This is a genomic window from Streptomyces sp. 2P-4, assembly GCF_030167965.1.
Lineage (GTDB): Bacteria > Actinomycetota > Actinomycetes > Streptomycetales > Streptomycetaceae > Streptomyces > Streptomyces globosus_A.
The window spans coordinates 5975074-5988666 of record NZ_CP095011.1; the positions used below are offsets into that span (position 1 = coordinate 5975074).

Sequence of the window (13593 nt, forward strand, 5' to 3'; positions counted from 1 at the left end):
CCACAGAGAGGCCGTCCGTCCATGAACCCGGTTCCCCGCGGTGTCACAGTGATCGGCGAGTGCGTCGCCGATGCCTTCACCGACCCCGCCCGATCCTCCCCTTCCCGTCTCGCGCTGGACGTTCTGCCCGGAGGCGGCCCCGCGAACACGGCTGTCGCGCTCGCCCGGCTCGGCACCCCTACCCGCTTCCTCGCCCGGTTCTCCGACGACGTCTTCGGCACCCTCTTCCGCAACCACCTGAGCGACTCCGGCGTTGACCTGACCGGCAGCGTGAGGGCGCCCGAGCCCAGCACCCTTGCCATCGCCAACCTTGACGAGACCGGCCAGGCCGCGTACTCCTTCTTCGCCGACGGTGCCGCCGACTGGCAGTGGACTGCGGACGAACTGTCCGCCGCCATGCCGGAGGGGCAGACAGCCGCCGTGCACACCGGCTCCCTGGCCCTGATCCGCCTGCCCGGCGGCCGTCACATCGAGGACTACCTCACCAAGGCCCGCGAGCACACCACGATCTCCATCGACCCCAACGTCCGCTCCCTCCTCGTACCGCCCACCGTCTACCACCAGCGGCTTCACCACTGGTGCACGCTCGCCGACATCCTCCGCCTCAGCGAGGACGACCTCGCCCTGCTCCTGCCCGGAGCCACCCCCGAAGAAGCCTGCGACACCTGGCATGCGGCCGGCGCCCGTCTCGTCGTCATCACCCTTGGCGGACGCGGCGCCCTGGCCTCCCTCGACGGCGTACGCGTCACCGTCCCCGCCCCGGCTGTCGATGTCGTCGACACCGTGGGCGCCGGAGACGCCTTCACCGCCGGCCTGCTGCACCGCCTGGCCGAGCTCGGACACCTCGGCCGCCGACTTGACACCCTGACCCTTGAAGACACCGCCGACGCCTGTTCTTTCGCCGCCCGCGTCGCCGCCCTCACCTGCTCCGTACCCGGCGCCGACCCGCCCCGGGCAGAGGCCGTCGGGACCTGAGTGATCGACAGCCGGCATCGGAGTCGTGACGGCGCGTACACCGCGCACCCGGCCTGCGCCGTCGTCGGTCACTCCCGAGCCCCGGCCTCAGGAAAGGCACTGGATGATCGTGTGCTGGGTGCACACCGCGCCTGCTCGCCTCCGGATCCAGCGCGACCCACAACGGTGGCTCTAACCTCTGCTACGCGACCACCACGATGAGCGCCCGTGGATGCGGTTCAACGCGCAGTACCTGAACCGCCGTGGTGAGGACGGGGAACGTGCGGCCGTCCCCGAGGTCTCCGCTGCTCGGACGGCGGCCGGCCGACGGCTCGCTGCACGGACGCTCCCCCCCTGGCCTCCCGCCCAATGCCGCCGGTGCGACCACGGTTCCCCACCTCGCGCCGGGTTGAGCCGCCGCCGTCGCCGAAGCCGCCGCCCCGAGCGGGCGTTACCGGCCGTTCTCCGAGTGGCGACGGCCCGTGACGGAGCGGGAACGGGCGGTGAACCGACCGGGGTTGGAAGAGGGGTGTGGCGAAGACTGCGCGGTCCTCAACAGTGCGCAGTGGACGCCCCGACGGGAACCCCGCACGCCCGGGCCGGAATTCCGGCGCCCCCGTTTCACCGCCGGCGCATGGCATTCCCGGCCCGGCGGGCGCCGCACCCCGGCATTCCACGGACCTATCCCGGCAGCCGGCACCGGTGACGCCGCGGGATCGTGCGGCAGGAGGCGGGAGAACCCCACCGCCGCACGTACCGGCGACGGGCAGGCCCCCGCATGACCGAATACCACCCCATCGGGCGGCTGGCCGATTCTGTAGCGGCCGTGTTGTCGGGCAATCGACGCCAGGACATGATCACTTCTCGCCCGGCCTGACGATCCGTCGGCTCGGGTGCCTTCTTTCTGCCGCCGCGCGGTAATTTCACGCACCGTCATACGGCTTTTCACCGCAAAGGAACCTCGGACTTCCATGTACAAACGCTCTGGATTTCTTGCCCTCGCCACCGCGGGCATAGTGCTGTGCACCGCCGGTCTCGCCCCCTCCGTCAGCCAGGCAGCCGGCCCCGCCCCCGTCCGCGGCGACGGAAAGGGCTCCTACGCCGAGACGAACGGCCTGACGGCGGACGACATCAGGCTCATCAACGCGCTGAACGAGCGGGCTCTGGACCTGGGCCGGCCGGACAAGACCCCGGGGGAGGGCCTGCCGAACGCCAGCGAGTCCCTCCGGTCCTCCGCCGCGGCCGGCGGCCGGGTGACTCCGCCCGCAGAGCCCCTGGACCGCATGCCCGACGCATACCGCGCCCACGGAGGCAGGGCCACGACCGGCATCAGCAACTACATACGCAAGTGGCAGCAGGTCTACAGCCACCGCGACGGGCAGGCGCGGCAGATGACCGAACGGCAGCGAGAACAGCTCTCCTACGGGTGCGTCGGCGTCACCTGGGTCAATTCAGGCCCCTATCCGACGAACAAACTGGCCTTCGCGTCCTTCGACGAGGACAAGTACAAGAGCGCTCTGGAGAACACCAGCCCCCGGCCGGGCGAGACGCGGGCCGAGTTCGAGGGGCGCATCGCCAAGCAGAGCTTCGACGAGGCAAAGGGATTCAACCGCGCCCGTGAGGTGGCAGCCGTCATGAACAAGGCCCTGGAAAACTCCCGCGACGAGAATGCCTACCTGGCGAACCTCAAGGCGGAGCTCACAAGGAAGAACGACGCTCTCGCCGGCGAGGACAGCCGCTCCACCTTCTACACGGCTCTGCGGAACACCCCGTCCTTCCGGGACAGCAGCGGGGGCGACCGCGACCCGTCCAGGATGAAGGCCGTCATCTATTCGAAGCACTTCTGGAGCGGGCAGGACCCCTGGAGCCACGCCGACAAGAGGAAGTACGGCGACCCCGACGCCTTCCGCCCCGAGCGGGCCACGGGCCTCGTCGACATGTCGAAGGACCGGAACACCTCACGCAGCCCCGCCAAGCCCGGCGAAAGCTACGTCAACTTCGACTACGGCTGGTTCGGGGACCAGAAGGAAACAAACCCTGACAACACCATATGGACCCATGCCAACCACTACCACTCGCCGGAAGGCGGCATGGGGCCCATGCAGGTCTACGAGAGCAAGTTCCGCAACTGGTCTGCCGGATACACCGACTTCGACCGCGGAACCTACGTCATCACCTTCATACCCAAGAGCTGGAACACGGCACCGGCCAAGGTGAAGCAGGGCTGGCCGTAAGAACCCCCGGCCGGACCGGGACTCCGGTAACTCCGGGAGCCGCCGGCCAAAGCCCGTCCGCCGCGGCAGGCCGCGGCATCGTGACCCTGGCTCTGCGGTTCGGACACTCGTCGTCGACGGTCACTCTCGGTTACTATGCTGACTTCATGCCGGAAGCCGGCAGCAGGGGGCGCGGCTTCGTCGACGGTCTGCTGGGGGAGCGGGGATGGCCGGCCCGTCGGCCGGAGCTCCCCGGATTCTCCCCAGCGTCGTTGACCGTGGTCTGCGCTCCCAAGCCCCGGAGGAAACGTCCGTGGATTGTAAGGCTGAAGAGATGGGTGGCCTGGGAAAGTGTTGCAAGAGGTCGTAGCGACCCGCTATGTCACGCCCCTGCGGGAGGGTGGATCGCTCCCCGGGATCGTCGAGGCCGACGATCTCGGCACGTACGTCATGAAGTTCACGGGGGCCGGACAGGGCCGCAAGACGCTGGTCGCCGAGGTCGTCTGCGGGCGGCTCGCGCAGCGGCTCGGGCTCCGCGTGCCGCAGCTGGTGCAGATGCAGCTCGACCCCGTCATCGGGCTCGGCGAGCCCGACCAGGAGGTGCAGGAGCTGCTGAAGGCCAGCGGCGGGCTCAACCTCGGCATGGACTACCTGCCGGGCTCGATCGGCTTCGACCCGCTCGCGTACCGGGTCGACCCCGTCGAGGCGGGGCGCGTCGTCTGGTTCGACGCCCTGGTCAACAACGTCGACCGGTCCTGGCGCAACCCCAACATGCTGGTGTGGCACGGCGACCTGTGGCTCATCGACCACGGCGCCACCATGATCTGGCACCACAACTGGCCGACCGCCGCAGCGGCCGCGGACAAGCCGTACAACGCCTCCGACCACGCGCTCGCCCCGGTGGGCCCGGACATCGCGGCGGCCGCCGCCGAACTCGCCCCGCTGGTCACCGAGGAGCTGCTGACCGAGGTCGCCGCCGACGTGCCCGACGAGTGGCTCGCGGGCGAACCGGGCTTCGACTCCGCCGACGCCGTGCGGCGCGCCTACGTGGAGGCGCTGCTGCCGCGCGCGGCCGCCATCCACGAGCGGATCTCGATGGCGCCCGAGGTCAAGGCGCCGCAGAAGCCGCCGGGCTGGCTGACGGACCACCTGGCGGAATGGCCCCACAAGGCCGGCGGGGCCGGGGGCCGGAGCGGCCACCGGGACGGGCAGGACGGCAGCGAGCGGAAGAGCGGCGACAAGTGACCGAGCGGGACGTCTTCGAATACGCGCTGGTGCGCGTCGTGCCCCGGATGGAGCGCGGCGAGTGCTTCAACGCCGGGGTGATCGTCTACTGCCGGGCGCGCTCGTACGTCGCCGCCCGCACCCACCTCGACGAGTCCAAGCTCCTCGCGCTGGACCCCGGCGCCGACGTGACCGGCGTACGGGCGGCCCTGCGCGGCGTCGAGGGCGTGTGCAGCGGCGGCGAGCGGGCCGGCCAGGCCGCCGGGGACGACGCGGGGCGCCGCTTCCGCTGGCTGATCGCGCCGCGCAGCACGGTGGTGCAACCGGGGCCGGTGCACACGGGCCTGACGGCGGATCCGGAGGCCGAGGTGGAACGCCTGCTCGACCTGCTGGTGCGCTGATCCGGACCTTCGGGCGGGCCCCGGGCCCGGCGCCGTTGACACCGGGTGCCGGGGCTCCTAGCGTCTCCTCAGCTGAGGCTACTAAGCGGTTGCTCACCCACGGGCGGCCGCGCAGAGGATTCCAAGGGCGAGGAGATCCAGCATGTCCACCACCGAGCAGCGCGTCGCGATCGTGACCGGGGCGGCCCGGGGCATCGGCGCGGCCACCGCCGTGCGCCTGGCCGCCGAGGGCCGTGCGGTCGCCGTACTCGACCTCGACGAGGCCGCCTGCAAGGACGCCGTCGAGGCCGTCACCGCGGCCGGCGGCAAGGCCGTCGCCGTCGGCTGCGACGTCTCGGACGCCGCGCAGGTCGAGGCGGCCGTCGAGCGCGTCGCGGCCACGCTCGGCGCGCCGACCATCCTGGTCAACAACGCGGGCGTGCTGCGCGACAACCTGCTCTTCAAGATGAGCGAGGGCGACTGGGACACCGTCATGAACGTGCACCTGCGCGGGGCGTTCCTGATGTCGAGGGCCTGTCAGAAGCACATGGTCGACGCCGGGTTCGGCCGTATCGTCAACCTTTCCAGCAGCTCTGCGCTCGGCAACCGGGGCCAGGCCAACTACTCGGCCGCCAAGGCCGGCCTCCAGGGCCTGACCAAGACCCTCGCCGTCGAGCTCGGCAAGTTCGGCATCACCGCGAACGCGGTCGCGCCCGGCTTCATCGCCACCGACATGACCGCCCAGACGGCCGCCCGCGTCGGCATGGGCTTCGAGGACTTCCAGGCGGCGGCCGCCACCCAGATCCCCGTCCAGCGCGTCGGGCGCCCCGAGGACGTGGCCAACGCGATCGCCTTCTTCACGGGCGACGCTGCGGGCTTCGTCTCCGGGCAGGTCCTGTACGTGGCCGGCGGCCCGCTCGGCTGACGGCGGCGGCGAGGGGCAGGCGGAAAGAGGCAGGGGAGAGGCGATGGCGTACGAGGGAACGGACAGCGGCAAGGTCGCGCTGATCACCGGCGCGAGCCGGGGCATCGGCCGCGGCATCGCCGAGGCGCTCGTGGCCCGGGGCGACCGGGTGTGCATCACGGGCCGCAACGAGGAGGCGCTGAAGGAGGCCGTCGAGGCGCTCGGCGCGGAGCGGGTGATCGGCGTGGCCGGGAAGGCGCACGACGAGGCCCACCAGGCCGTCGCGGTCGAGCGCACGATGGAGGCGTTCGGGCGCATCGACTTCCTGGTCAACAACGCGGGCACCAATCCCGTCTTCGGCCCGATCGCGGACCTCGACCTGGGGGTCGCGCGGAAGGTCTTCGAGACGAACGTCATCTCGGCGCTCGGCTTCGCCCAGCGGACCTGGCACGCCTGGCAGAAGGAGCACGGCGGCGCGATCGTGAACATCGCGTCCATCGCCGGCGTCTCGGCCTCGCCGTTCATCGGGGCGTACGGGATGAGCAAGGCGGCCATGATCAATCTGACGCTCCAGCTCGCGCACGAGATGGCGCCGGGGGTCCGCGTCAACGCGATCGCGCCCGCCGTGGTCAAGACCAGGTTCGCGCAGGCGCTCTACGAGAACAGGGAGGCGGAGGCCGCGGCCGCGTACCCGCTGGGGAGGTTGGGCGTTCCGGCCGACATCGGTGGAGCTGCGGCATTCCTCACGTCTGCGCAAGCGGAATGGATCACGGGTCAAACACTGGTTGTCGACGGCGGAATGTTCCTCAATGCCGGAGTTCACTGACCGATAATCGGACGTATTTGCCTCCTCGGGGGAGGCAAATACGTATCGAACGGGTCCTAAATCGGTCAAGCGGCGCACTAAACCTGCCCATTGGATTTGTGCCGCACTGCGGTAGGGTCTGCCGCACCCCTGGCTGATCGAGGAGCGTGCACGTGTTCAACCGGACCAGAAGCCTGCAGATCACTGCGGCCCTTGCGTCCATATCCCTGCTCGCCGGATGCGGTCTGCTTTCGGACGACAGCAAAGACGCCGAAAAGAAGATCACCGTCGGCACGACGAGCGCCCCCACCACCCTCGATCCCGCCGCGGCCTGGGACGGCTCCTGGGAGCTGTACCGCAACGTCTACCAGACCCTTCTGGCGTTCCCCACGGGATCCGCCAAGCCCCAGCCCGACGCCGCGCAGAACTGCGAGTTCACCGACTCCGCGAACGAGTCCTACCGCTGCACCCTGCGCAAGGGCCTGAAGTTCTCCAACGGCGAGACCCTCGACGCGAAGGCCGTCAAGCACTCCCTGGACCGGATCCGGACCATCGGCTCCAAGGTCGGCCCCAAGGACCTCTTCGGCAGCCTCGACCGGATCGAGACCCCCGACGCGCAGACGGTCGTCTTCCACCTGAGGACCCCGGACGCCACCTTCCCCTTCGTCCTCGGCTCGCCCGCGGCCTCGCTGGTCGCCCCCGGCGTGTACCCCGCCGACAAGGTCCGCGAGGACGGCAAGGTCACCGGCTCCGGCCCGTACGTCCTGGAGTCGTACAAGGAGGGCAGCGAGGCCGTCCTGACCGGGAACGCCTCCTACAACGGCTTCGCGAACCGCCGCAACGACGGGGTCACCATCCGCTACTTCGCGGACGCCGGCCAGATGGTCTCCGCCCTCAAGGCCAACGAGATCGACGCCACCTACCGAGGCCTCTCCGCCGCCCAGATCAGGGAGCTGCAGGACCCCGCGGCCAACTCCCAGGGCGTCCAGGTCGTCGAGAACGTCGGCTCCGAGATCCGCTACCTGGTCTTCAACCCCAAGGACGACCCGAACGTCGCCAAGGCGCCCGTCCGCCAGGCGATCGCCCAGGTCATCGACCGCGGCCTGCTCGTCTCCAAGGTCTACCAGGGCACCGCCGAGCCGCTGTACTCGATGGTCCCCAAGGGTGTCGTGGGGCACAAGACGCCCTTCTACGACAAGTACGGACAGGCCGACGTCCCCAAGGCCAAGAAGATCCTCAAGGACGCCGGCATCACCCAGCCCGTCGAGCTGACCTTCTGGTACACCACCGACCGCTACGGCGCCTCCACCGCGGACGAGTTCACCGAGATCAAGCGCCAGCTCGACGAGAGCGGCCTGTTCAAGGTCACCCTGCGCGGCCAGCCCTGGAAGGCCTTCCAGGAGGGCTACAAGAGCGGCCAGTACCCCGTCTTCGGCCGAGGCTGGTTCCCGGACTTCCCGGACCCGGACAACTTCATCGCGCCGTTCGTCGGCAAGGAGAACGCGGTCGGAACCCCGTACGAGCCCGCGCAGATCCTCACCGACCTGCTGCCGAAGTCCCGCCGCGAGGGCGACCGCGCGGCCGGCATCCCGCAGTTCGAGCAGGCCCAGCAGATCTTCGCCGAGGACGTCCGCCTGCTGCCCCTGTGGCAGGGCAAGCTGTACGTGGCCGCACGCGAGGACATCGCGGGCGCCGAGCGCGCGCTGGACCCGCAGACCGTCTTCCAGATGTGGGAGCTGTACCGCAAGACCAGCTGGTGATCCGCCCCGCAGGGGGCGCCCCGGGAGCACACCGGCCCCCGGGGACCCCCTGCGGGTGAGGCAGTGTCAGTGGCTGCCGGTAGGTTCGGGGCGTTGCACGCGTTGCGCGTACTTGTACTACCGGAGGTTGTCGCCGTGACCCAGATGCTGCCCGAGTCCTGGCTTCCCGTCCTCGGCGGGGAGCTGGACCAGCCCTACTTCAAGGAGCTCACCGAGTTCGTCGAGGAGGAGCGGGCGAACGGGCCGGTCTACCCGCCCCGCGAGCAGGTCTTCGCGGCGCTGGAGGCCACCCCCTTCGAGAAGGTGAAGGTGCTGGTCCTGGGCCAGGACCCGTACCACGGCGCCGGCCAGGGCCACGGCCTGTGCTTCTCCGTCCTGCCCGGCGTCAGGACGCCGCCCTCCCTGCGCAACATCTACAAGGAGATGCAGGCGGAGCTCGACCTCCCCGTCCCCGACAACGGCTACCTGATGCCGTGGGCCGAGCAGGGCGTCCTCCTGCTGAACGCGGTGCTGACCGTCCGCGAGGGCGAGCCCAACTCGCACAAGGGCAAGGGCTGGGAGAAGTTCACCGACGCGGTGATCCGCGCCGTCGCCGACCGGCCCGACCCGGCCGTCTTCGTGCTGTGGGGCGCCTACGCCCAGAAGAAGCTCCCGCTGATCGACCAGGAGCGGCACGTCGTGGTCAAGGGCGCCCACCCGTCCCCGCTCTCCGCGAAGAAGTTCTTCGGCTCCCGCCCCTTCACGCAGATCAACGAGGCCGTCGCCGCGCAGGGCCACGAGCCGATCGACTGGCGGATCCCGAACCTCGGCTGAGCCCCGCGCGGGCCTCGGCCCCCTGTCAGGCACCTCCGTCCGGGGCCGTCTCCCCCCGATAGCCGGTCGGGCCCGCGCCGGGCGGCGTGGGTCAGGCAGGATCCGGAACCGACGGTCTAGCGTCGGGACGGTCAGACCGGAGCAGGTCTGCCAGGGCGAGCAAGCCGGAGGCCGCGGTGACCGAGCAGCAGGAGGCGTCGGAGGACGCCGTCATGACCCGGATCGGCCAGGCGGTCATCCTGCTGCACGCCGGGGACCGCGAGGAGGCCCGCAACCGGCTCCGCGACCTGTGGACCGAGCTGGGCGAGGAGGGCGACGGCCTGCACCGGTGCACGCTCGCCCACTACCTGGCCGACGCCCAGGACGACCCCGCCGACGAGCTGGCCTGGGACCTGCGGGCCCTGACCGCCGCCGACGCGCTGCGGGAGGGGCCGCGCCCCCGGCACGAGCTCCCGCCGCCGGCCGTCCGCGTGTTCTACCCCTCGCTGCACCTGAGCCTGGCCGCCGACTACGCCAAACTCCAGCGCACCGCCGAGGCCCGGCTCCACCTGGAACGGGCCAGGGCCGCCGCCCGGGCGCTGCCCGACGACGGCTACGGGGCCGGCGTACGGTCCGCCATCAGCCGCCTGGAGCGGCGGCTGGCGGGAGAACCGGGCCAGGGGCCCCTGCGGTTCCCCGGACAGCACCCCTGAGCGGTCGGTCGCACCGGGCCGCGGACAGCCCGCCGGCGCCGCCGCCGGGTTTCCCGGTCCGACGGGCCCGCCGGTCCGCCTCGCGGCGGGCCGGGCGCCGTCAGCCGCTCTCAGCCGCTCTCAGCCGCCTTCGACGCCCCCGCAGATCCGCGCCTCCGGGCTGTCCGGTGCCCACCTGCCGTGCTTGCGGCCGAACGCGCACACGTCCTCCGGCCGGACCGGAAGCCGCTCCGCCACCTCGCGCGGCACCCGCGCCTTCGGCTCCGCGCGCTCGCGCGGCCCCTGCCCGGCCTGGCCGGGGCTGACGGCGCTGCCCGGCGGCAGCGGCTCCGGGATGTCCGGGACGGGCGGCGCGACCCCTCCGGGAGGGGTCCCCGCGGAGGACCCGGCGGGCTCCGCCGCGGCCGGCACCGCGGGGCCGGAGCCGGTCGCGGAGGCCGTGGCCTGCGCGGGCTGCTCCGGCCCCGCCCTGAGCGCCTCCAGCGCGGGCGCCCGGACCTCCACGGGGTCCGACTGGCCGCTCGGCTCGTGCCGGGGCGGCGTGCCGGCGGTCCCGGGGGCGCCGGCGGGCTGCATCGGAGCGGGGGTCACGTTCATACAGCCGGACACGGCCGAGACGGCGCAGGCCACCGACAGCAGCAGTTTCGTCGTGGTTCGGGTTGGATGCACTCGCGCAACTCTGCTGTGTGGGGACCCCGTTGTGAAAACCGGGAGCCGGAATTGACCCCGCACGGGTGACGGACGTCAGCCGGACACCGCGAGTCGGACATCCGTGCCCAGCGCGTGCCGAGGCCGGACGTCAGTCGCCGGTGGCGCCGTCGAGCTGCTCCCTCAGCAGGTCCGCGTGCCCGTTGTGGCGCGCGTACTCCTCGATCATGTGGAGGTAGACCCAGCGCAGGGTGAACACCTCGCCCCGGTGGTGGCTGTCGGCCTTCGACGCCAGGTCCAGGGAGCGGCCCGCCGCGGCCTTGCGGGCCTCCTCCACCTCCGTGCGCCACACCCGCTCCGCGTCTGCCCAGGTGTCCTCCGCCGTGAAGTGGAAGTCCCCGTCCCGGTCCTCGCGGGTGACGTAGCGGTCGGGAAGGTCCTCGCCGAGCATGATCTCCCGGAACCAGTACCTCTCCACCTCCGCCATGTGCCGCACCAGGCCCATCAGCGAAAGCTCGGACGGCGGGAGGGGCGCCCTGCGCAGGTCCTCCTCGGCGAGGCCCTCGCACTTCCAGGCGAGGGTGGCGCGGTGGTAGTCCAGCCAGCCCTCCAGCATCTCGCGTTCGCCGGCGCGGGTGGGGGGTTCGGTGCGGGAGGATCCCGGAGTCGTCGTCATGGCGGCCATCCTGGGCCAACGCATGCCGCTCCACCAGCGATTAAGCTGCGGGGATCGGACACGGCACGACACGGAGGTGCACGGTGAAGGTCGGCGTCATCGGACTGGGCGACATCGCCCGGAAGGCGTACCTGCCCGTCCTCTCCGCCCGCCCCGGTCTGGAGCTGCACCTCCAGACCAGGACCCCGGCCACCCTGGAGCTCATCGGGGAGACGCACAGGATCCCCGCCGCGCAGCGCCACAGCGGGCTCGACGGGCTGCTGGCCGAGGGCCTCGATGCGGCGTTCGTGCACGCGCCGACCTCCGCCCACCCGGAGATCGTCGGCCGGCTGCTGGAGGCCGGCGTCCCGACGTACGTGGACAAGCCGCTCGCCTACGAGCTCGCGGAGTCCCGGCGGCTGGTCGAGCTCGCCGAGGCGCGCGGCACGAGCCTCGCCGTCGGCTTCAACCGCCGCCACGCCCCCGGCTACCTGCAGTGCGCCGACCACCCGCGCGAGCTGATCGTCATGCAGAAGAACCGGGTAGGACTCCCCGAGGACCCGCGGACCCTCGTCCTCGACGACTTCATCCACGTCGTCGACACCCTGCGCTTCCTCGCACCCGGCGAGACCGACCACCTCGACGTGCGCGCCCACGTGCGCGACGGGCTGGTCCACCACCTCGTCCTGCAGATGTCCGGCCCCGCCTTCACCGCCCTCGGGATCATGAACCGCCGCTCCGGATCGCCCGAGGAGGTCCTGGAGGTGTCCGGGCAGGACACCAAGCGGCAGGTGGTCAACCTCGCCGAGGTCATCGACCACCGCGGCCAGCCGACCGTGCGCCGCCGCGGGGACTGGGTGCCGGTCGCCCGCCAGCGCGGCATCGAGCAGGCCGTCGACGCCTTCCTCGAAGCCGTGGCGGCGGGGAAGGCGCTCAGCGCGCGGGACGCGCTGCTCACCCACGAACTGTGCGAGCGGGTGGTGCGCTCGGTCCAGGAGCAGGTCTCCTGAGCCGCAGCGCCCGCACTGCGGCGCCCGCCCCGCAGCCGGCCAGCAGCAGCACGGCCGCGGCCGCGGCCCAGTCGCCGAAGCGGACGTAGGCCGTCGTGCCCCGGGCGAGCGGGACCTCGTACACCTCGGCCGTGCTCGCGGAGACCGGGAGGCGCGGGCCGGCCGGCTCGCCCGTCGGGCCGTGCACCGCGCTGATCCCGGTGAGGGTGGCGTGCACGACGGGGCGGCCGGTCTCCGCGGCCCGCAGCGCGGCGAGCGAGGCGTGCTGCGCGGGTGCCCAGCTCTCCTGGAAGGTGGACGTGGCCGACTGGGCGACCAGCAGGCCGGCCCCCTCGCGCACCAGGTGCCGGCCCATGTCGGGGAACGCCGACTCGAAGCACACCAGCGGGCCGATGCGCACCCCGGCCCCGCCCGGCAGCTCCATCACCACCGGGGCCGCTCCGCGCCGGCGGTCCTCGCCCGCCGCCCTGCCGACCGAGGTCGCCCAGCCGAGGACGGACCGGGCCGGTACGTACTCCCCGAACGGGACCAGGCGCATCTTGTCGTACCGGTCGCCGGTGGGGCCGCCCGCACCGACGAGGACCGAGCTCTTGAAGATCCCCTCCCCGCCGCCCCCTCCGGCCGCCGCGGCGGCTTCGGCGGGCCGCCGCGCGTCGATGTTCACCAGGACCGGCGCTCCCACCTCCGCGGACAGCGCGGCCAGCCGCCGGGCCAGGTCCGGGCGCGCCGCCAGGTCCGCCCCGACACTGCTCTCCCCCCACACCACCAGGTCGAGAGGCCGCCCGGCCAGCGCCTGCGTCAGCCGCTCACCGGCAGCGAAGCGCCGCTCGGCGCTGTCGGGCCCGTCGGCCACCAGGCCCGGCTGGACGACCGCCACCCGCAGCCCGCCCGACACCTGCGGCCGCGGCGCCCACTGCCACACCGCCGCGGTCAGCACGGCGCACCCCGCCAGCCCCGCCACGGCCGGCGCCCGCGCCGACGGAACGGCGACCAGCAGCACCAGCACGCAGTTCACCGCCACCACCAGCAGGCTCACCAGCCACACACCGCCCACCGAGGCCAGCCGCAGCGCCGGGCCGACCTGCCACTGGCTCGCCCCCAGCAGCCCCCACGGCCCGCCCAGCCCCTGCCACGACCGGACCAGCTCCGACAGCAGCCACCCCGCGGGGACCAGGACCAGCGCAGCCGCCGCCCGACCCCGCGCCGGCACCCCGCCGAGCAGCGTCCGCACCAGCAGCGCCCACGGGATCCACAGCACGCCCAGCAGGGCTGCCACCGGCAGCAGGAACACGTGCAGGCTGGGCAGCAGCCAGTGGTGCACGGCCAGGATGAAGCCCGCCCCGCCCAGCCAGCCCTCCAGCGCCGCGCGCCGCCCGCTCGGCGCCGAGCGCAGCAGCAGCATCCACGGCACGAGCGCGGCGTACGCCCACCACCACAGCGCCGGCGCCGGGAACGCCAGGCACGGCAGCGCCCCCGCGGCGACGGCGGCGGCCGCACGGGCGAACCGGGTACGCCTCGGGATCATGACGCGCCTC

Annotated in this window: 13 protein-coding genes; 10 read left to right on the forward strand and 3 right to left on the reverse strand. The window is 72.3% G+C overall.

The genetic code is table 11. The features are described from left to right. Window positions 1-21: 21 nt before the first annotated feature. From MUK52_RS26555 to MUK52_RS26595, 9 genes are all read left to right on the forward strand, one after another. Complete coding sequence (locus MUK52_RS26555) at window positions 22-975, forward strand: carbohydrate kinase family protein (RefSeq protein ID WP_284580677.1); 954 nt, start codon at window positions 22-24, stop codon at window positions 973-975. A gap of 950 nt (window positions 976-1925) precedes the next feature. Then, window positions 1926-3188, forward strand: a complete 1263-nt coding sequence (locus MUK52_RS26560) for a protein-glutamine gamma-glutamyltransferase (RefSeq protein WP_284580693.1) — start codon at window positions 1926-1928, stop codon at window positions 3186-3188. A 330-nt stretch (window positions 3189-3518) separates the two neighbouring features. Further along, on the forward strand, window positions 3519-4412 hold the full coding sequence (locus MUK52_RS26565) for a HipA family kinase (RefSeq protein WP_284580695.1): 894 nt from the start codon (window positions 3519-3521) through the stop codon (window positions 4410-4412). After that, the gene (locus MUK52_RS26570; RefSeq protein WP_114056608.1) at window positions 4409-4792 is read left to right on the forward strand and encodes a DUF3037 domain-containing protein; all 384 of its coding nucleotides are present in this window, start codon (window positions 4409-4411) and stop codon (window positions 4790-4792) included. The genes MUK52_RS26565 and MUK52_RS26570 overlap by 4 nt, the downstream gene beginning before the upstream one ends. A 142-nt stretch (window positions 4793-4934) precedes the next feature. Then, window positions 4935-5696, forward strand: coding sequence for a 3-oxoacyl-ACP reductase FabG (gene fabG, locus MUK52_RS26575; protein WP_284580697.1), 762 nt, complete (start codon window positions 4935-4937; stop codon window positions 5694-5696). 43 nt (window positions 5697-5739) lie between these two features. Further along, on the forward strand, window positions 5740-6501 hold the full coding sequence (locus tag MUK52_RS26580; RefSeq protein ID WP_114056606.1) for an SDR family oxidoreductase: 762 nt from the start codon (window positions 5740-5742) through the stop codon (window positions 6499-6501). Window positions 6502-6653: 152 nt separating this feature from the next. Next, a complete protein-coding gene (locus MUK52_RS26585) occupies window positions 6654-8240 on the forward strand; it encodes an ABC transporter substrate-binding protein (protein ID WP_284580700.1) in 1587 nt (528 codons plus the stop codon). 144 nt (window positions 8241-8384) lie between these two features. Continuing rightward, a complete protein-coding gene (locus tag MUK52_RS26590; protein ID WP_284581782.1) occupies window positions 8385-9053 on the forward strand; it encodes a uracil-DNA glycosylase in 669 nt (222 codons plus the stop codon). A 176-nt stretch (window positions 9054-9229) separates the two neighbouring features. Further along, window positions 9230-9745, forward strand: coding sequence for a hypothetical protein (locus MUK52_RS26595; RefSeq protein ID WP_284580702.1), 516 nt, complete (start codon window positions 9230-9232; stop codon window positions 9743-9745). Window positions 9746-9865: 120 nt separating this feature from the next. Here MUK52_RS26595 and MUK52_RS26600 read toward each other — a convergent pair whose 3' ends face one another. Together MUK52_RS26600 and MUK52_RS26605 are read right to left on the reverse strand one after the other, a co-directional pair. Beyond that, on the reverse strand, window positions 9866-10414 hold the full coding sequence (locus MUK52_RS26600) for a hypothetical protein (protein WP_246042629.1): 549 nt from the start codon (window positions 10412-10414) through the stop codon (window positions 9866-9868). Window positions 10415-10544: 130 nt separating this feature from the next. Beyond that, a complete protein-coding gene (locus MUK52_RS26605) occupies window positions 10545-11069 on the reverse strand; it encodes a DinB family protein (protein WP_114056601.1) in 525 nt (174 codons plus the stop codon). A gap of 83 nt (window positions 11070-11152) precedes the next feature. On the opposite strand from MUK52_RS26605, the gene MUK52_RS26610 reads away from it, so the two are divergent. After that, window positions 11153-12058, forward strand: a complete 906-nt coding sequence (locus tag MUK52_RS26610) for a Gfo/Idh/MocA family protein (RefSeq protein ID WP_284580706.1) — start codon at window positions 11153-11155, stop codon at window positions 12056-12058. Here MUK52_RS26610 and lnt read toward each other — a convergent pair. After that, a complete protein-coding gene (gene lnt / locus MUK52_RS26615; protein WP_284580709.1) occupies window positions 12003-13583 on the reverse strand; it encodes an apolipoprotein N-acyltransferase in 1581 nt (526 codons plus the stop codon). The two genes, MUK52_RS26610 and lnt, sit on opposite strands and share 56 nt — an antisense overlap. Window positions 13584-13593 lie beyond the last annotated feature (10 nt).